The sequence below is a fragment of the Streptococcus oralis genome (assembly GCF_023110055.1).
Taxonomy (GTDB): Bacteria; Bacillota; Bacilli; order Lactobacillales; family Streptococcaceae; genus Streptococcus; species Streptococcus oralis_BY.
The window spans coordinates 793,675-812,089 of record NZ_JALDVG010000001.1; the positions used below are offsets into that span (position 1 = coordinate 793,675).

The following is an 18,415-nucleotide window of genomic DNA, read 5'->3' on the forward strand; positions in this document are numbered from 1 at the left end:
CTTGTCTCTTGTCCTACTATTTTACCAAAAAGAGCAGGATTTTGCTATAATGGTCATATGAACGAAAAAGTATTCCGTGACCCAGTTCACAACTATATCCATGTAAATAATCAGGTCATCTACGACTTGATCAATACAAAAGAATTTCAACGTCTTCGCCGTATCAAGCAACTGGGGACTTCCAGCTATACCTTCCATGGTGGGGAGCACAGTCGCTTTTCCCACTGTTTGGGAGTCTATGAGATTGCTCGTCGTATCACGGAGATTTTTGAAGAAAAATATCCTGAAGAATGGGATCCTGCTGAATCTCTCTTGACCATGACCGCTGCGCTCCTTCATGACCTTGGACATGGTGCCTACTCCCATACTTTTGAAAATCTCTTCGATACAGATCATGAAGCCATTACTCAGGAAATCATCCAAAGTCCTGAGACAGAGATTCACCAAGTCCTGCTACAAGTAGCGCCAGATTTCCCCAAAAAGGTGGCTAGTGTCATCGATCATACCTATCCTAACAAGCAGGTCGTGCAGCTCATTTCTAGCCAAATTGATGCGGATCGTATGGACTATCTCTTGCGCGACTCCTATTTTACAGGAGCATCTTATGGGGAATTTGACCTGACTCGCATCCTCCGAGTCATTCGTCCTGTCGAAAATGGCATCGCCTTTCAGCGCAACGGCATGCATGCCATCGAAGACTATGTTCTCAGTCGCTACCAGATGTATATGCAGGTTTATTTCCACCCAGCAACACGGGCCATGGAAGTTCTCCTACAAAATCTCCTCAAACGCGCCAAGGAACTCTATCCTGAAGACAAGGACTTCTTTGCACGCACTTCTCCTCATTTGCTACCTTTTTTTGAAAAGAAAGTTACTCTATCTGACTATCTTGCTCTGGATGATGGCGTGATGAATACCTACTTCCAACTCTGGATGACTAGTACAGATAAAATTCTAGCCGACCTTTCCCAACGTTTTATTAACCGTAAGGTCTTTAAATCTATTACTTTTTCTGAGGACGACCAAGACCAGCTTGAAATCATGCGGAACTTTGTAGAAGAAATTGGTTTTGACCCCAACTACTACACTGCTATCCACAAGAATTTTGACCTTCCTTACGATATTTATCGACCAGAGTCCGAAAATCCTAGAACACAGATTGAAATTGTCCAAAAAAATGGCGAGCTGGCCGAACTTTCTAGCCTATCTCCTATCGTTCAATCTCTTGCAGGAAGCCGTCATGGTGACAACCGTTTCTACTTCCCTAAAGAAATGCTTAAGCAAAACAGTATTTTCACGAGTATCATTCAACAATTTTCACATTTGATTGAGAATGATCATTTTACCCCAGATAAGAAATAATAGAGGAAATTTATGAGTATAAAACTAATCGCCGTCGATATCGATGGTACCCTAGTTAATAGCAAAAAAGAGATTACTCCCGAAGTTTTTGAAGCCATCCAAGATGCTAAAAGAGCTGGTGTCAAGGTTGTCATTGCAACCGGCCGTCCTATTGCAGGTGTTGCTAAACTCCTTGACGACTTGCAGTTGAGAGACGAAGGGGACTACGTTGTAACCTTCAACGGTGCCCTTGTTCAGGAAACTGCTACAGGACATGAGATTATCAGCGAATCCTTGACCTACGAAGACTATCTGGATATGGAATTTCTCAGCCGTAAACTTGGAGTTCATATGCATGCTATTACCAAAGATGGTATCTATACAGCCAATCGTAATATCGGTAAATATACCGTACACGAATCTACCCTTGTCAGCATGCCTATCTTTTACCGCACTCCTGAAGAAATGGCTGACAAGAAAATCGTCAAGTGTATGTTTATCGATGAGCCTGAGATTCTCGATGCTGCTATTGAAAAGATTCCTGCAGAATTTTACGAGCGCTACTCTATCAACAAATCTGCTCCTTTCTACCTAGAACTTCTCAAAAAAGGTGTAGACAAGGGCTCAGCTATTACACATCTAGCTGAAAAACTAGGATTGACAAAAGATGAGACTATGGCTATCGGAGATGAAGAAAATGACCGTGCTATGCTTGAAGTCGTTGGTAACCCCGTTGTTATGGAGAACGGAAACCCCGAACTCAAAAAAATCGCCAAATACATTACCAAAACAAATGATGAATCTGGTGTAGCCCATGCCATCCGTAAATGGGTATTGTAAAAAGGCAAGAATAGATAAAACCCGCTCAACTGAGCGGGTTTTGTATGAATATATCACAATGAGAGTAAATTAATAAATTGAATTGCAGTTGTACAGTTACTTAAATCTTGAGAGTACAAAAAATAGGCATTGCTTCCTTAATTTGTGGTACTGAATTGTAATAAATCACTCTCTATTTCTATATGTTATCTCTTTATAATCTCTTTTAATTTTACGATAATTTCATATACAAAGTATAAATAGGAAAGTCTTTATATCTTTCTTTTGTCTCATTATCCAGTTTATTCCAAAACAAATCAGCTTGTGGTTTCGATTTTAATAACACTGATGAACCGAAACAAAGTTCATAGTTATCATTACTATTTACTAAAATATTGCTCAGAATCTCCATTTCTTTGCTGTTTAATTTACGAACTCTAGATTTTATTTGAAGGTCATTTATTATAGCCATCTCACTATTTTGGGAGTATTTTAAGTTCCAATTAGAAAGACATTGTGCCCAATTAAGCAATAACTCTCTTCTAGAAACATCTTCTGCCATGTCAGCAGCAATAACTATTTTTATAATAGTGTTGTTAGCATCTTCAAATTTCAAGTCATTATCAACTAATCTTTGATATGAGGCAATAACCGAATCAAAATTACAATTATCTATTTTTAGCCAATCGTTAGGTTCAAAAACTTCAAAAATTGAAATATCTGAAGAATCTTTCCCCTCACCTCTCCTACACCAGGGAATTTCAGTAAAGATATCAATCATAGTTCCGTTCTTATCTATTGTAAAATCATATAAGGCAATAATATGAATATTAGCAATTCTTAGATGAAGTAATTTAGATTCATTATAATCTAAGGCAACCTTCTTCTTTAGAACAAGGCCTGAATTAAGGATATTTAGATTTATTTGAGATTGTTTATCAAAGTAAGTTAAATCCACATCTTTTTGTATTCCCATATTTTCCATGAAGTTTGAGATCTTTAATAATTCCTTTACTTCAGTATCTAAATCACGTGAAGTAATACCCAATATTGACTGTTCATCTAATTCTATTTTACTGTTATCGAGATTGAAATATCCTATTCTTCCAAGTTCTTGAAGTACCTGAGTGGATTTTAAAGCTTTTGATAGCATATTAGGTCTTGTGTAGTTAAAATGGAATTGTTCATTTTTAACATCAAAGGACATTTTAAAGCATTCACCAAAATGGAGTTCTACACTCCCATCAGGAAATCGATGTCTGTTTACATCTTGAAACATATGATTCCCAACTGTAATAATTAGATTGGTATCTTCATATGTTTCAACAACTTTTAATTTATTTTCGACTGGTACTTCAATACCAGTTTGAGGATTTCTATAATAAAAAAAGAGATCGTGTTCTTCCTGGTAGTTAAAGATTTCTCCCTTTCCTTGACCATAAAAATAGAATTTAAGATTATTATCGTCAGAAATATCTTCAACTGAAATACCATCAACATTTATGAAGCTATATTGCTTACGACTATTTGTTATAAAATCGACTAGCATGGGGTACAGTTTTTGTTCGTCTAATTCATGAATCTGTACAGAAAGTTTCTTATTGCTTGTTGTTTTATTTTTTAAATTATTTTTTTTGATTAGTTTTTTTATAGAAAGAGGAGGTAATGATTTATAGTAGATATTTCTTAAATCACCATTCTCACTTAACCAAACTACGAATAAAACTACACCACCATTTTTTGAATATAATTCTAAATCACTTATGTCTAACAAGAAGGATTTCAATTTATTCTTCTGTTGCCTTGTAGCTTTAATTTGAACAGGTACTTTACCAAATATTTCACTTTTTTTCTCACTAGAAGATTTAAGAACATGAATCTCACCATCCCAGACTGGAGTTTTATCATTACTATCAAAATAAGTCTGAAGTAAACTATGTCTATTTATGAATGTTGTCAGATATGAAACACCTAATGTCTCAATTTGTCTATTATTTGCCAAATCCGCACCTCGAAAAATAGCTCTATATACTTTATATTATACCATTAACAAAGAAAAACTTATATACTATAATTACAACTATTTAACTTAAACTGAATATTATAAACTTAAAAAATACTGTTCATTAATAATTACAAAATAAATAGACCAGTTTCCTGATCTACTTTATTCTATATTCATTGACTTTTGGTCACACTTTGGTCAAAAATTCCAAAAATACTAAGTTATTTTAAAAAACAAACTTGTGATGATTGCCTTTAAACTAACACTTTGAATTTTCTTTGTCTTTCTTTACATTACTAAAAATGCCCCCTGCAGGAATCGAACCTGCAACTACTCCTTAGGAGGGAGTTGTTATATCCATTGAACTAAGGGAGCTAGAGAAAAACCCTGCTGGGTAAGCAGAGTTTTTTAGTCGAATTAACGACGGATTTCTTTGATACGAGCTGCTTTACCTTGAAGAGCACGCAAGTAGTACAATTTCGCACGACGTACTTTACCGTAACGAACAACTTCGATCTTTTCAACACGTGGAGTGTGGATTGGGAAGATACGCTCAACACCTACACCGTTAGAGATTTTACGAACTGTGTAGTTTTCTGAGATGCCAGCACCTTTACGTGCAATAACAACACCTTCAAAAATCTGGATACGTTCACGGTTTCCTTCGACAACTTTCGCGTGTACACGAACAGTGTCACCAGGACGGAATGATGGGATATCTGTACGAAGTTGACCTTCAGTCAAGCTTTGGATTAATGGATTCATTTTATTCTCCTATCTTTGTCAATCTTGAGGAACCTTCCTCAGCGGATAAACTGTATTTTTGTGCGTCCATTACACACAAGATACAGTTTACCAAATTTCCATCTAAAAGTAAAGAAATTTATAGCAGAATTCCTAAAAAAATCGCTAGAAAACCGCCTATGTAAGTTAAGAGAAAATAGATATAAAACACCTTCTTGTCACTTAACAGTCTTTGTAGCTCATCATTCAAGGTTGAAAAGGTCGTTAACCCTCCACAAAAACCTGTCGCTAGGATGGCATAGATTTCCTTGGACTCCACATGATTGTAGAGTAGGCCGATCAAAAAACATCCTAGAAGATTGGCTATGAGAGTTCCTAGAGGTAATTTTGAAGCTTGATTATAGCGGGAAAAGAAATAACGCACCAGGGCTCCGAACCCGCAGGCGATTGCAAGATAAACGATTACCATTTCTTCCTCCCTAGAACATAAGCCAAGAGCAGACCTCCTCCAATACTCAAAAGCAGATAGATGACTAAGCTAAGATAACGCCCAGTATCGAGCAATTTCATAGCATCCAAGAGTAGACTAGAAAAGGTTGTTAAACCTCCGCAAAAACCCGTCCCCAGCGCCAAAACCAAGCCTTTACTAGTTCCCTTATGGGCCAGATAGCCTTTTACCAGATAGACCAGGCAGAATATTCCCAGATAGTTGACGAGAAGGGTTCCCCAAGGAAAGTCTGGGCTAGCTGGTAACCAAGTGGAAATGAGATAGCGGACAAGGCCTCCCACCATTGCAGCTAGAAAAATCCCTAGCGGATAAAATTGTTCTTTTTTCATTTAATGTTTTGATCCTGATAATCACGCGAACGTTTGAGAATATCTGAAAAAGTCGCAACAATAGTCTCCTGATAGCGCTTATCCTCTACACGACTTCTAACCTTTTCAAAAATAACTGCTTCTCTCTTAGTATCTAAAACAGGTTTTCCTGAGGCTTTCTTATAGGCAACTACACCCTCAACCAAGTGCATTCGTTCTTCTAGGAGCTTGACGATTTGATTGTCAATTTGATCAATTTCTTGCCGAATAATATCTAAGTTCATACAGTCTCCTCCTTTATTTGAATTATTGTATCAAAAAGCCTCTAAATAGGCTAGTAAAATCCCAAAAAAACTAATAAAAAAACGCACTGACTTCTTCCAGTCAGCGCAGTTTGATTCTTATCCTACTTTTGCAGCCAATTCTTCTGCGAATTGTTCCAAACGTTCGATGTCTTCTTCTTCGGCAGAGAGGTCCACTTTAACGCACTCTGAACCTTTTTCTGCTCCTGTCGCTACAAAAACACGATCAAAGTCATCGACAGCCTTACAGAATTCGTCGTAGAAGGTATCTCCTGAACCGACCACTCCGTAGATTTTGCCATTCAAGTTGAGATCTGCTAGGTCTTCGTAGAAGTCCATCATCTCATCTGGCAATTCTCCATCACCGTAAGTATAAGTCGCAACGATTGCAATATCCGCCTCCAAGAAGTCTGAAGCGTCAACAGTCGTACATTCATCCACATCGACATCCAAGCCCAAGTCACGCAATTTATCTGCTACAATATCTGCAATTTCTTCGGTATTACCGGTCATACTGGCAAATACAATTTTTGCTAATGCCATATCTTCCTCCTCAATTTATCTTTCTCCATTATATCATATCTTTTTCATTTTAAAAATAAAAATTCTTGTGCTACAATGAAATGAGAAAGAATTGAGGTTATTTATGGAAATTTGCCAGCAAATATTAGAGAAAATCAAAGAATACGATACCATTATCATTCATCGTCATATGAAACCAGATCCTGATGCTTTAGGGAGTCAAGTGGGCTTGAAAGCTCTTCTCACACACCATTTTCCAGAAAAGACTATCAAAGCGGTCGGTTATAACGAACCAACTCTAACCTGGATGGCGGAAATGGATACTGTCCAAGACAGTGACTACCAAGGAGCTCTTGCTATTATTTGTGATACAGCAAATTGTCCTCGTATCGATGATAAACGCTACGAACAAGCTGCTTTCACCATCAAAATCGATCACCATCCAAACGATGATATCTATGGTGACCTATCTTGGGTGGATACAAGTTCAAGCAGTGCCAGTGAGATGATTGCATTATTTGCTCAAGAAAATCAGCTAGCTTTGTCTAGTGAAGCGGCACGACTTCTCTATGCAGGAATTGTCGGGGACACAGGGCGTTTTCTCTACCCGTCAACTAGTGCCCGTACCTTTAGAATAGCTGGCCAGCTCCGAGAAATTGATTTTGACTTTGCTGGATTATCTCGTCAAATGGATACCATGAGCTTCAAGATTGCAAAATTGCAAGGGTATGTTTATGATCTCTTAGAAGTTGATGAGAATGGGGCTGCACGCGTTCTGCTTACTCAAGACATCTTGGAAAAATATAAGGTTACGGATGCTGAAACAGCGGCAATTGTCGGAGCACCTGGTCGAATTGATACTGTTAAGGCTTGGGCTATCTTTGTTGAACAAGCTGATGGTCACTTCCGTGTGCGTATGCGCAGTAAAATCACTCCAATCAATCAGGTTGCCAAACAACACGACGGGGGAGGGCATCCATTAGCCAGTGGCGCCAATTCCTATAGTCTAGAAGAAAACGAACAAATATACCAAGAACTGAAAGAGACTCTACAGATTCACCAAGGCTAAGAAAGAATTTTCTTGGCCTTTTATATGCTAGATTCTTAAAATATACGGTTTATTTGTACCTCAGTTTATGGTATAATAAATCAAACTGAATAAAAGGAGACTTAATAATGGAAAAAAATCGTTTGTTTATCCTCATTTCTGCTGGAGTAGCCATCCTTGGTTCACTCTTGCCATGGGCTAGTTTAAATGCAGGTTCTTTTGGGTCCTATAGTGTGAATGGTTACCAAGGAGATGGGTGGTTTGTCATTATCGCAGCTATTGTGTCTATTGTTCTTGCTTGCTTGAATAATATGAATAAAGCAATGCCTAAAGGGTTCTCAATTGGTGTCATTGTTGCGGGTGCAATTGCAACTCTTGTCACACTAAATAGTCTCTTTAATGTAAATAAATACATGTCTAACTTTGGTGGATACGGCATTTCAATCGGCTTTGGTTTGATTTTAGCTATTCTTGCTAGCATTGCACTAGTTGTAACTGGTCTCTTGGCAATGTCAGGTGGTAAAATTACAAAAGAGTCATTTACTGAATTAGCTGAGTCTGGTAAAGATTTTGCTCAAACTGTCGGACGTGTAACAAGCTCTACCGTTAAAACTGCAGTCGAAGAAATCAAAAAAGAATCTCAAGAACGTAAAAAAGAAGAAACTACTGCTGAAAAAACAGAGACTGTTAAAGAGGAAACCGAGCAAAAAGAAGAAGCTAAGGAACCAGCTAATGTAGAAGCTGAATCAGCAGCAGAAAACGCAGAACCAGTAAAAGAAGAAACTACTGAATCTGAAACAAAAACAGAAGCTGAGCCAGTAGCCGAACCAACAGAAACAGAGGCTGAAGCTGAAACTGTAACAGAATCAACAGAAACAGAAGCTACTGAATCTGAAAAAGAAGCTGAATCAGCAGCAGAAAACGTAGAACCAGTAAAAGAAACAGAAGTAAAAAATCAACAAGAAGAAAAAGCTCCAAATCAAGAGAACTAATCATTCTTCTACCGTCACTCCAGTAAACACTGGAGTGATTTTTTATCAAGATTTTTAATAAAATCAGGGAAAAGACTTGCCAAACTTATCAGAATCTGATAGACTAGTATGGTAACAATCTATGGCTCGCAAAGAGACCATGGCAGAAAGGAAATATTGCAAAATGAAAAAAGATATCCATCCAGAATATCGCCCAGTTGTCTTCATGGACACAACTACTGGTTACAAATTCCTTAGCGGTTCAACAAAACGCTCTAACGAAACTGTTGAGTTCGAAGGCGAAACTTACCCATTGATCCGTGTGGAAATTTCATCAGACTCACACCCATTCTACACTGGACGTCAAAAGTTCACTCAAGCAGATGGACGTGTGGATCGTTTCAACAAAAAATACGGTCTCAAATAATCATAAAAAGAACAGTTACCACTGTTCTTTTTTTTTACTTCTTTTTATGTTTTTATGAACCAACCACTGCTATTATCTCAATATCAAGCTTCAAGCTAGTACCGAAAACTAATTTGAACAAGTTTAAAAAATATCAAAAAGAAGTTTGATATTGAGAATGGTTAAGATAATGGAAACTGCGTAACCTAGGATTGTGTTCCACTTGGCATTGGTGAATTCTCCCATCAGTGACTTCTTAGAGGTCAGATAAATTAAGGGGAAGATTGAAAACGGAAGAGCAATTGACAAAAAGACCTGTGAATAGACCAATAACTGATCCAAGGTTTTTTCTTGATATCCAAACAAAACGGCAACAACAATCACAGGAAGCAATGCAAAAATACGGGTCCCGATACGGATCATCCACTGAGGCAATTTCAGATGCAAGAAGCCTTCCATGACAATCTGTCCTGTCAAAGTACCTGTAATGGTCGAATTTTGACCACTTGCTAAAAGGGCTAAAGCAAACAAAGTTGACAGAGTTGAGCTAGCTATCGCTCCTGCTATTGTCGAATCCTGTAAAGCATTGTACATTTGGGAGAATGCTGAAATTTCAGATGCATGACCAAAAAAGAGAGAGGCCCCTAAAATAAGAAGTAAGGAATTGACAATAAAGGCTAAGGACAACTGAAGATTTGAATCCCAGGTCATAAAACGCACGGCTTTTCGAACATCCTTCTTATCTTTGTGATTGATTTTCCTTGTCTGGGATAGAGAGGAATGAAGATAGAGATTATGGGGCATGACTGTCGCTCCCACAATTCCTAGAGCCAGGGTCAATTGGCTTTCATGACCAGGTAATGGTGTTTCAAATAATGTTGGAGTTGGTAAGTAACCACCAAAAATACCCTGAATACTTGGACTGGATAAGGCCACCAGATAGGTAAAGATGGCTAATATGGTTAAAATTAGGGTCGTAACAATGGCTTCAATTTTTTTGAAGCCAAATTTCATCAACAACAATAAAAGAAATACATCTAAAACGGTTAAGAGGATAGCGACCATAATCGGTATTTTAAACAAAAGATTTAAGGCAATCGCTGAACCTAGAACCTCAGCCAAGTCTGTCGCCATTAAAGCTAATTCTAAAATCACCCACAAACTATAGCGAAGCCACTTGGGAGCATGATGTGCTGTTGCCTGTGCTAGGTCCATCCTAGTCACGATACCGAGCTTTCCAGCCATCTGTTGTAGCTGCATAGCAATGATGGATGAAATTAAAATAACAAATAAAAGGCTGTACTTGTAGGAGGCACCACCAACCACACTGGTGATCCAGTTTCCTGGATCCATGTAGCCAACTGCCACAAGTGCACCAGGTCCTAAGAATGCTTTTAGATTTTGCCAAAAATGATTGTTATTTGGAGTCTCAATAGATTGATTGATCTCAGAAAGAGAGACTTTTTTATAAGAGGACATAGGGATTTTACACTTTCTAATCTGTCTTTACATATTTCTTAATAGAATATTTTTTGAAAGAATGATGAAAATAGTTTACCTATTTCCAATTCACGCTTATTATATCACATTTTAGAATGATTACAAATAAAAAAAATGATAGTTGAAATAAGCAATATCAGTATTGCAAAAGCCAGCGTTTTCTGACGCTGGCTTTAAAACTGTAAAAATTCTTTCTCAACTAGATCGCTTCTGTGACAAAACTACGGCTTTCTAGCACCTTAAGCATGGCATTAGCTGTATCTAGAGCTGTAAATAGTGGCACACCGTGTTCAATAGCTGAACGGCGGATTTGCTCACCATCTTCGTCAGCAGTTCGCTTGGTTCCGACAGTATTGATAATTGCTTGAATTTTCCCTTTGCGAACAAAGCTTGGGATATCCTGTTCATCGTCACCGATCTTACCAACAGGTTGGGCTTGCAGTCCATGACTAGCAAAGAAGGCTGCTGTCCCTTCTGTCGCGAGGATACCGTAACCGATATTTTGGAAACGACGAGCCAAGTCCAAAGCTTCATCTTTGGCATCATCAGCGATGGTAAAGACTACATTTCCGAAAGTTGGCAAGTGCAGGTAAGAAGCTTCAAAGGCCTTGTACAAAGCTTTTTCAAGAGTTGTATCAGAACCCATAACTTCCCCTGTTGACTTCATTTCAGGACCGAGCAAGCTGTCTACCTTAGCTAGTTTCGTAAAGGAGAAGACTGGCGCCTTGATATGAACGCGAGTGCTTTCTGGATAAAGTCCATCTTGGTAACCAAGTTCTCCAAGTTTTTGACCAAGAATGAGCTTAGTTGCTACCTGAGCCATAGGGATATTGGTTACTTTTGAAAGGAATGGAACGGTACGGCTGGCACGTGGATTGACCTCAATAACATAGACTTTTTCATCCTTGATGACAAACTGGATGTTCATCATCCCAAGACAGTTGAGGCCGATTGCTAGGCGTTTAGTATAGTCTGCGATGGTTTCCTGCACCTTTTGAGACAAGGTTTGTGGGGGGTAAACGGCCATTGAGTCACCTGAGTGGACACCAGCACGTTCGATATGCTCCATGATACCAGGGATGAGGACATTTTTTCCATCTGAAATGGCATCAACTTCACACTCTTGCCCAACGATGTAAGAGTCAACAAGGACTGGGTGGTCTGGACTGGCCTTAACAGCGGTACGCATGTAAGAACGGAGATCTTCTTCGTTTTCAACGATTTCCATGGCACGTCCACCCAAGACATAAGATGGACGAACGAGGACTGGGAAACCAATCTTGCGAGCAGCAAGCACAGCTTCTTCTTCATTGGTTGCAGTCTGCCCAAGCGGTTGCGGAATATCCAAGTCTTTGAGGGCTTGCTCAAAGAGGTCACGGTCTTCGGCACGGTCTAAGTCAGCGACTTGGGTACCAAGAATGGTCACACCTGCTTTGGCCAATGGCTCGGCAAGGTTGATAGCTGTTTGACCACCGAACTGAACGATAACGCCTTTTGGTTGCTCCAAATCGATAACATTCATGACATCTTCGAATGTTAATGGCTCAAAGTAAAGTTTGTCTGATACCGAGAAGTCGGTTGAAACGGTCTCTGGGTTTGAGTTCATGATGATGGCTTCATAACCAGCAGCCTGAATCGCCTTAACAGAGTGAACAGTTGCATAGTCAAACTCAACCCCTTGACCGATACGGATTGGACCTGAACCTAAGACAAGTACAGATTCCTTATCAGACTTGATAGACTCATTTTCCCAGCCATAGGTTGAATAGAAATATGGTGTTTCAGAGTCGAATTCTGCCGCACAGGTATCGACCATCTTGTAGACTGGAACAATCTTGTTTTCCAAACGAAGTTGGCGAACTTGGTCAGCTGTCGTTTTCCAGAGTTCCGCAATCTTACGGTCTGAGAAACCATTAAGCTTAGCAGTTTTCAAGACTTCTAGATCTTGTGGATGGGAACCTAATTCTTGCTCAATTTCAAAGATGTGCAAGAGTTTATCAAGATAGAAGATATCAATCTTAGTCAATTCAGCGATTTCTTCTGGTGTGTAACCACGGCGAATGGCCTCTGATACGTAGAAGAGACGGTCATCTTGGGCCTTGACAACCTTTTCAATCAAGGCATCATCAGAAACGGTTGCCAGTTCAGGCATTTCATTGTGGTGAACCCCAATTTCAAGTGAACGACAGGCTTTTAGAAGAGATTCCTCGATGTTACGACCGATGGCCATGGCTTCCCCAGTCGCTTTCATCTGAGTTCCAAGACGACGCTCACCTTTTTCAAACTTGTCAAATGGGAAACGTGGAATCTTGGCAACCACGTAGTCAAGGGCTGGCTCAAACATAGCATAAGTTGAACCTGTAACTGGGTTGATAACCTCATCTAGAGTTAAACCAACTGCAATCTTGGCAGCCAATTTGGCAATCGGATAACCAGTTGCCTTAGAAGCAAGGGCTGACGAACGCGATACACGAGGGTTTACTTCGATAACATAGTACTTGAAGCTGTGTGGATCAAGGGCCAGCTGAACGTTACATCCACCTTCAATCTTAAGAGCGCGGATAATGCTCAAGCTCGCGTCACGAAGCATTTGGTTTTCATAGTCTGACATAGTTTGCGCAGGGGCAAATACGATAGAATCCCCTGTGTGAATCCCAACTGGGTCAAAGTTTTCCATGTTACAAACAACAAGGGCATTGTCAGCTGAATCGCGCATGACTTCGTACTCAATTTCCTTGAAACCAGCAATGGAACGCTCAATCAAACACTGGGTAACAGGTGACAGTTTCAACCCATTTTCAGCAATTTCACGCAGTTCTTCCTCGTTGGCACACATACCACCACCAGTACCACCTAGGGTAAAGGCTGGACGAACGATAACAGGGTAGCCGATTGATGTCGCAAAGGAAACAGCTTCTTCCACTGTGTTGACAATTTCAGATTCAGGAATCGGCTGCTCAAGCTCTTCCATCAATTGTTTAAAGAGGTCACGGTCCTCCGCTTGGTCAATGGCAGACAATTTAGTCCCCAGAAGTTCGACACCAAGCTCATCAAGAATACCGTTTTTAGACAATTCCATGGCCATATTGAGCCCTGTCTGACCACCAAGTGTGGGGAGCAAGGCATCTGGACGTTCCTTACGGAGAATACGTGTCACAAACTCAAGTGTAATCGGTTCGATGTAGACCTTGTCCGCAATCTCCTTGTCCGTCATGATGGTGGCAGGGTTTGAGTTCACCAAGACAACTTCATAACCTTCCTCTTTCAAAGACAAGCAGGCCTGGGTCCCCGCATAGTCAAACTCAGCAGCCTGACCAATAATAATCGGACCAGAACCAATCACCATAATTTTTTGAATATCAGTACGTTTAGGCATTTATAAGATATTAAGGGCGTCAAGCGGACAAAGCTAAAATAGGAGTTATGACGAAGAACTATCAGTTCTAGGAATAACTATCTTTTTAGCACCGTCCGTAGCCCGTATTCAGTTCAGCAAATACGGACCACCCTTCTCCTTTCTATTCGGCAACTCTCGGGTTGCCATTAAATAAATTCTCCGACGATTTTTTAGAGAAACGATATTTTTCGATAAAAAATCTAGTGCAGGGAGTTTTTAGTTCGCCCGATAGCGACTAAAAGAAACGACCTGCCTTTCTATTCGTCGCCTCTCAAGGCGACATTAAATAAGATACAAAGGACGATAAGAAAGCGACTGAATTTTAGGGAACCAAGGATAGCAATCCTTCCTTGGTTTCTCTAAATTCCGAGCTTTCCGTCCGTGTTCAGTTACATAAATTCTCCGACGAGCTTTTACTCGTTTTTAGTTTGCTTGTTTAAAAGCTTCCATCATCTCGATAAACTCGTCAAAGAGGTAGCTTGCGTCGTGTGGACCAGGAGCTGCGTCTGGGTGGAATTGTACAGAAAAACCTGGTTGGTATCTGTGGCGAACTCCTTCAACTGACTTGTCATTGATTTCTTCGTGGGTAATGATCAAATGCTCTGGCAAGTCCTCACGACTGACTGCATAACCGTGGTTTTGGCTAGTAAAGTCTACACGGCCTGTAGCAATCTCACGTACCGCGTGGTTAAATCCACGGTGACCAAATTTCATCTTGTAGGTCTTGGCCCCGTTTGCCATAGCAAAGAGTTGGTGTCCCATACAAATACCGAAAATTGGAATTTTCCCTTGAACACCACGAATCATGTCCAGTGCTTCTGGAACGTCTTCTGGGTTACCTGGACCATTTGACAACATAACTCCATCAGGATTGAGGTGGAGAATTTCTTCTGCCGTTGTTGAATACGGAACAACCGTCACGTTACAGTTACGCTTAGAAAGTTCACGTAAGATTGAGTGCTTGAGACCAAAGTCTACTAAGACCACACTCAAACCAACTCCAGGAGCTGGATAGGACGTTTTAGTAGAAACCTGCTTGATATTATCTGTCGGCAAGACTGTTGCTTGGAGCTGGTCCGTCACATGGTCCATACTGTCTCCAACATGGGTCAAGGTTGCACGCATGGTACCATGCTTACGGATAATTTTTGTAAGAGCACGGGTGTCAATTCCTGAAATACCAGGGATTTTCTTGGCTTTCAAAAATTCATCCAAGGTCATTTGGTTGCGCCAGTTACTTGCTCTACGCGCTTCTTCGAAAACGACAACTCCCTTACAAGTCGGAATAATGGATTCATAATCATCACGGTTAATTCCATAATTTCCCACCAAAGGATAGGTAAAGGTCAAGATTTGTCCATTATAAGACTGGTCTGTAATGGATTCTTGGTAACCGGTCATCCCTGTGTTAAAGACGATTTCGCCTGTTACATCAATATCTGCTCCAAAGGCCTTGCCTTCAAAAACTGTGCCATCTTCTAATACTAGAAGTCTTTTTGTCATATTTTCACCTCTCGTGGACGCTCACTGGCGTCTTTTAACGTCTTGTGTTTTAGTTGGCGTTTCTACTCGCCAATACGGATTCTAAGATTGCCATTCGAACAAAGACACCATTGGTCATTTGTTGGACAATGCGTGATTTTGGCGCTTCAACCAAGTGGTCAGCAATTTCCACATCTCGATTCACTGGAGCAGGATGCATAATGATTGCTGTTTCTTTTAAGCGATTATAGCGTTCTTGGTTCAAACCGTGTTGAGCATGGTAATCTTCTTTTGAAAAGACCGCTCCGCTTTCGTGGCGTTCATGTTGAACTCGGAGTAACATCAAAACATCCACCTGATCAACAATCTCATCAATAGTTACAAACTGTCCATAGTCCGCAAACTCTTGACTTCTCCATTCCTCAGGTCCTGCAAAGAACAGTTCAGCTCCCAAGCGTTTCAAAATCTGCATATTGGATTTGGCAACACGTGAGTGGTCCAAGTCACCTGCAATAGCAACCTTGAGACCCTCAAAGTGGCCAAATTCCTCATAAATAGTCATCAAATCAAGCAAGCTCTGGCTAGGATGTTGTCCCGAACCATCCCCACCATTGATAATGGAGGTCGTAATCGATGGACTCGCAATCAACTCTCTGTAATAGTCAACCTCTGGGTGGCGAATCACACAGACATCCACTCCTAGAGCAGATAGGGTCAAGATGGTATCATACAGTGTCTCACCCTTATTGACCGAACTAGTCTTCACATCAAAGTCCAGTCGCTCCAATCCTAGCTTAATCTCTGCCACTTCAAAGGACTTATGTGTCCGTGTAGAATCTTCAAAGAAGAGATTAGACACGATAGGTTTGTTCTCGTAGGGAAGTTGGGCTCCATTTTTAAACTCGATTCCTCGTTTGATCAATTTCATCACTTGATCAACTGTAAGGTCTTCCATGGAAACCACATGGTTCAATGCTTGTTGATTTTCTGACATGGCTACTCCTTCAGCTTTCTAAGCTTCTTCAGTAATCAGAACTCTGTCTTGGCCATCAAGTTCTGTCATCTCTACGATGATTTCTTCAGAACGACTGGTTGGGATATTTTTCCCAACGTAATCTGGACGGATAGGCAATTCTCTATGTCCACGGTCAACTAGCACCGCAAGACTCACGCGCGCAGGACGACCATGGCCAACAATATTATCAATAGCAGCACGGATGGTACGGCCTGTATAGAGTACATCATCCACCAAGATAACTTCACGGTCTGTCACATCAACAGAAATCAAAGAAGTATCTTCTCCGCTTTTAACATCATCACGGAAAGGTTTGGTGTCCAATTCCACAACAGGAACAGTGATGTTTTCCAACTGCTCCAAGCGTTCTTTGATACGATGAGCGATGAAAACACCACGCGTTTTTATCCCAGCTAGGATAATTTTATTCAAATCCTTATTGCGTTCGATAATCTCATAAGTAATTCGCGTAATCGCTCGTTTGACAGTCAATTCGTCTACAACTTCTTTTGTCTTCATGACAAACCTCCAAAAAGAAAAGTCTCCTTCCACAAGGAGACTTGAAATGTATAGCCAAGCGAGCCCTACTATAAACAGTATAGACTTCACCCTTCTACTTTATCGCGCTCCTTGCCTGCCTCACGGGACAGGTTTAAAGGACTATTTAGTTACCATTTACTATAGCACAAAGCACCCTTAAAATCAAGCAAAAACTTTTTCAGAGTCCCCTTAAACATTACTAAAATCATACAGTTGGGGATAGTGGTCACATTCTGGATTTTTGGGATGGCAGATAGCTCGTCCAAAGTAAATCATGGCCTGGTGGGCTGCTAACCACTCTTCTGGTGGCAGAATGTCCATGACACGTTTTTCTACTTCAAGTGGCGTAGCTGATTTTTTAACGATATCGTGATGCTTACAGATACGCTCCACATGAGTGTCCACTGCAAAAGCTGGAATTCCAAAGCCCACGCTCATGACGACATTTGCTGTTTTGCGACCAACACCAGCTAGACTTTCTAATTCCTCTCGAGTCTGAGGCACTTGACCATCAAAATCGTCTAGTAACTGTTGGGCACATTTTTTAAGGAATTTAGCCTTATTTCGATACAGTCCCAGGCGAGAAATGTGTGAAGCAATTTCACTCTCTGTCGCTACAGACATGGCTTGTGGCGTTGGAAAAGCAGCAAAGAGACTTGGTGTGGCCTTATTTACCGCTGCATCTGTGGTCTGAGCTGACAACATCACCGCAACCAAGAGTTCAAAATGATTGGTAAAATCAAGACTAGGCTTAGCATCTGGAAAAAGGGCAATAATTTCCTCTATGACATGACGGGCACGTTTCTTGGATAAAACCATCTACTCGTCTCCATCAAACAGTCCTTGCAAGCCAGCAAATGGACTGTTTTCTTCTTTCTTGACTGCTTGTTGGGCTTGGTATTCTTCCTCAGTCATGATTTGCCAGTCATTTCCTGACACAAAACCTTGGCCCGCCTCTTCTTCTGCCGTCAAGACTTTGATAGGAATATTGAGCAGAATATTATCTGCTACGCTCTCAGCAAGGTCAATTTCCCCATTTTCGATAGGCAAGACTAAGTCATCATCAAGAACTTCCTGGTCCAGTTGGTTGGTCGCTCCATCCATGAAAACTTCTGTGACTGGATAAGACTCAGCTAACTCAACCGGCTCCATACTGCGGCTGGAAGCAAGGACAATGGTATATGACAACTGATAGTCTAAGAAATACAGACGGTCTTCATACTGTACCTTCCCAACTGCAAAGATATCTTTGACATCTAAAATCTCTTGATTTCGTTTACACAAGTCTGCTGCCAGGTCTAAAGCTTGTTCAAAATGTAGGCCTTCAGGTTGCTTACGAATTTCTTGAATGTTTAACTTCATATTTCCTCCATAAAGATGTACTCACTTGATTATACCATGAAAAGGCTATAAGTCAGCCTCCCAAACTTTGAGATTAAAATCTCATTTTTTAACATATTTACTATGACAAACTTTCCTATTAGTGCTATACTATAGGCAAGAATAC

Annotated in this window: 18 protein-coding genes and 1 tRNA gene; 5 read left to right on the plus strand and 14 right to left on the minus strand. The window is 40.4% G+C overall.

The genetic code is table 11. The features are described from left to right. Positions 1-57 precede the first annotated feature (57 nt). Complete coding sequence (locus tag M1G01_RS03835; RefSeq protein ID WP_247931207.1) at positions 58-1,362, plus strand: HD domain-containing protein; 1,305 nt, start codon at positions 58-60, stop codon at positions 1,360-1,362. A 12-nt stretch (positions 1,363-1,374) separates the two neighbouring features. Then, positions 1,375-2,181 (plus strand): sugar-phosphatase, encoded by an 807-nt coding sequence (yidA, locus tag M1G01_RS03840; RefSeq protein WP_247931208.1) that lies wholly within the window; start codon positions 1,375-1,377, stop codon positions 2,179-2,181. A 211-nt stretch (positions 2,182-2,392) separates the two neighbouring features. Here the strand turns inward: yidA and M1G01_RS03845 are convergent, their stop codons facing one another. From M1G01_RS03845 to M1G01_RS03875, 7 genes are all read right to left on the minus strand, one after another. Then, complete coding sequence (locus tag M1G01_RS03845) at positions 2,393-4,162, minus strand: DUF4365 domain-containing protein (protein ID WP_247931209.1); 1,770 nt, start codon at positions 4,160-4,162, stop codon at positions 2,393-2,395. A gap of 306 nt (positions 4,163-4,468) precedes the next feature. Continuing rightward, positions 4,469-4,540, minus strand: a tRNA-Arg gene (locus tag M1G01_RS03850). 42 nt (positions 4,541-4,582) lie between these two features. Further along, entirely contained in the window at positions 4,583-4,930 is a 348-nt protein-coding gene (rplS, locus tag M1G01_RS03855) for a 50S ribosomal protein L19 (RefSeq protein ID WP_001068669.1), read from the minus strand. Between the two features lie 118 nt (positions 4,931-5,048). Continuing rightward, entirely contained in the window at positions 5,049-5,378 is a 330-nt protein-coding gene (gene crcB / locus M1G01_RS03860) for a fluoride efflux transporter CrcB (RefSeq protein WP_049490230.1), read from the minus strand. Continuing rightward, complete coding sequence (gene crcB / locus M1G01_RS03865) at positions 5,372-5,746, minus strand: fluoride efflux transporter CrcB (protein ID WP_247931210.1); 375 nt, start codon at positions 5,744-5,746, stop codon at positions 5,372-5,374. Before crcB (M1G01_RS03865) ends, crcB (M1G01_RS03860) begins: the two co-directional genes overlap by 7 nt. After that, positions 5,743-6,009: a chorismate mutase gene (locus M1G01_RS03870; RefSeq protein ID WP_001046958.1), complete on the minus strand. Its 267-nt coding sequence runs from the start codon at positions 6,007-6,009 to the stop codon at positions 5,743-5,745. Before M1G01_RS03870 ends, crcB (M1G01_RS03865) begins: the two co-directional genes overlap by 4 nt. A gap of 117 nt (positions 6,010-6,126) precedes the next feature. Beyond that, positions 6,127-6,570, minus strand: coding sequence for a flavodoxin (locus tag M1G01_RS03875; RefSeq protein ID WP_001162125.1), 444 nt, complete (start codon positions 6,568-6,570; stop codon positions 6,127-6,129). A gap of 103 nt (positions 6,571-6,673) precedes the next feature. Between M1G01_RS03875 and M1G01_RS03880 the strand changes: the two genes are divergently transcribed. The 3 genes from M1G01_RS03880 to M1G01_RS03890 all read left to right on the plus strand — a co-directional run bounded on the left by M1G01_RS03880 (position 6,674) and on the right by M1G01_RS03890 (position 8,995). Further along, positions 6,674-7,618 (plus strand): DHH family phosphoesterase, encoded by a 945-nt coding sequence (locus tag M1G01_RS03880; RefSeq protein WP_247931212.1) that lies wholly within the window; start codon positions 6,674-6,676, stop codon positions 7,616-7,618. Positions 7,619-7,725: 107 nt separating this feature from the next. Next, positions 7,726-8,589, plus strand: a complete 864-nt coding sequence (locus tag M1G01_RS03885) for a lantibiotic ABC transporter permease (RefSeq protein ID WP_247931213.1) — start codon at positions 7,726-7,728, stop codon at positions 8,587-8,589. Between the two features lie 163 nt (positions 8,590-8,752). Then, positions 8,753-8,995, plus strand: coding sequence for a type B 50S ribosomal protein L31 (locus M1G01_RS03890; protein WP_000710762.1), 243 nt, complete (start codon positions 8,753-8,755; stop codon positions 8,993-8,995). Positions 8,996-9,118: 123 nt separating this feature from the next. Here M1G01_RS03890 and M1G01_RS03895 read toward each other — a convergent pair whose 3' ends face one another. The 7 genes from M1G01_RS03895 to M1G01_RS03925 form a co-directional block, all read right to left on the minus strand. Continuing rightward, entirely contained in the window at positions 9,119-10,453 is a 1,335-nt protein-coding gene (locus M1G01_RS03895; RefSeq protein ID WP_247931214.1) for an Nramp family divalent metal transporter, read from the minus strand. A 220-nt stretch (positions 10,454-10,673) separates the two neighbouring features. Then, positions 10,674-13,850 carry a carbamoyl-phosphate synthase large subunit gene (gene carB, locus M1G01_RS03900; protein ID WP_247931215.1) on the minus strand — a complete coding sequence of 1,059 codons (3,177 nt, stop codon included), beginning with the start codon at positions 13,848-13,850 and terminating at the stop codon, positions 10,674-10,676. 444 nt (positions 13,851-14,294) lie between these two features. Next, entirely contained in the window at positions 14,295-15,374 is a 1,080-nt protein-coding gene (locus M1G01_RS03905; protein ID WP_000166847.1) for a carbamoyl phosphate synthase small subunit, read from the minus strand. Between the two features lie 49 nt (positions 15,375-15,423). After that, on the minus strand, positions 15,424-16,347 hold the full coding sequence (locus tag M1G01_RS03910; RefSeq protein WP_001293854.1) for an aspartate carbamoyltransferase catalytic subunit: 924 nt from the start codon (positions 16,345-16,347) through the stop codon (positions 15,424-15,426). An 18-nt stretch (positions 16,348-16,365) separates the two neighbouring features. Continuing rightward, the gene (pyrR, locus tag M1G01_RS03915; RefSeq protein ID WP_000850018.1) at positions 16,366-16,887 is read right to left on the minus strand and encodes a bifunctional pyr operon transcriptional regulator/uracil phosphoribosyltransferase PyrR; all 522 of its coding nucleotides are present in this window, start codon (positions 16,885-16,887) and stop codon (positions 16,366-16,368) included. 210 nt (positions 16,888-17,097) lie between these two features. Then, entirely contained in the window at positions 17,098-17,727 is a 630-nt protein-coding gene (gene nth, locus M1G01_RS03920) for an endonuclease III (protein WP_125397943.1), read from the minus strand. Beyond that, on the minus strand, positions 17,728-18,270 hold the full coding sequence (locus M1G01_RS03925; protein ID WP_247931216.1) for a YceD family protein: 543 nt from the start codon (positions 18,268-18,270) through the stop codon (positions 17,728-17,730). It abuts the gene before it with no gap. Positions 18,271-18,415 lie beyond the last annotated feature (145 nt).

Coding starts and splice junctions, on each gene's coding strand:
- pyrR (WP_000850018.1), bottom strand. CDS start 16,887: ATGAAGACAAAAGAAGTTGTAGACGAATTGACTGTCAAACGAGCGATT.
- M1G01_RS03835 (WP_247931207.1), top strand. CDS start 58: ATGAACGAAAAAGTATTCCGTGACCCAGTTCACAACTATATCCATGTA.
- M1G01_RS03890 (WP_000710762.1), top strand. CDS start 8,753: ATGAAAAAAGATATCCATCCAGAATATCGCCCAGTTGTCTTCATGGAC.
- M1G01_RS03870 (WP_001046958.1), bottom strand. CDS start 6,009: ATGAACTTAGATATTATTCGGCAAGAAATTGATCAAATTGACAATCAA.
- M1G01_RS03910 (WP_001293854.1), bottom strand. CDS start 16,347: ATGTCAGAAAATCAACAAGCATTGAACCATGTGGTTTCCATGGAAGAC.
- nth (WP_125397943.1), bottom strand. CDS start 17,727: ATGGTTTTATCCAAGAAACGTGCCCGTCATGTCATAGAGGAAATTATT.
- M1G01_RS03895 (WP_247931214.1), bottom strand. CDS start 10,453: ATGTCCTCTTATAAAAAAGTCTCTCTTTCTGAGATCAATCAATCTATT.
- M1G01_RS03905 (WP_000166847.1), bottom strand. CDS start 15,374: ATGACAAAAAGACTTCTAGTATTAGAAGATGGCACAGTTTTTGAAGGC.
- M1G01_RS03880 (WP_247931212.1), top strand. CDS start 6,674: ATGGAAATTTGCCAGCAAATATTAGAGAAAATCAAAGAATACGATACC.
- crcB (WP_247931210.1), bottom strand. CDS start 5,746: ATGAAAAAAGAACAATTTTATCCGCTAGGGATTTTTCTAGCTGCAATG.
- M1G01_RS03925 (WP_247931216.1), bottom strand. CDS start 18,270: ATGAAGTTAAACATTCAAGAAATTCGTAAGCAACCTGAAGGCCTACAT.
- carB (WP_247931215.1), bottom strand. CDS start 13,850: ATGCCTAAACGTACTGATATTCAAAAAATTATGGTGATTGGTTCTGGT.
- rplS (WP_001068669.1), bottom strand. CDS start 4,930: ATGAATCCATTAATCCAAAGCTTGACTGAAGGTCAACTTCGTACAGAT.
- crcB (WP_049490230.1), bottom strand. CDS start 5,378: ATGGTAATCGTTTATCTTGCAATCGCCTGCGGGTTCGGAGCCCTGGTG.
- M1G01_RS03885 (WP_247931213.1), top strand. CDS start 7,726: ATGGAAAAAAATCGTTTGTTTATCCTCATTTCTGCTGGAGTAGCCATC.
- yidA (WP_247931208.1), top strand. CDS start 1,375: ATGAGTATAAAACTAATCGCCGTCGATATCGATGGTACCCTAGTTAAT.
- M1G01_RS03875 (WP_001162125.1), bottom strand. CDS start 6,570: ATGGCATTAGCAAAAATTGTATTTGCCAGTATGACCGGTAATACCGAA.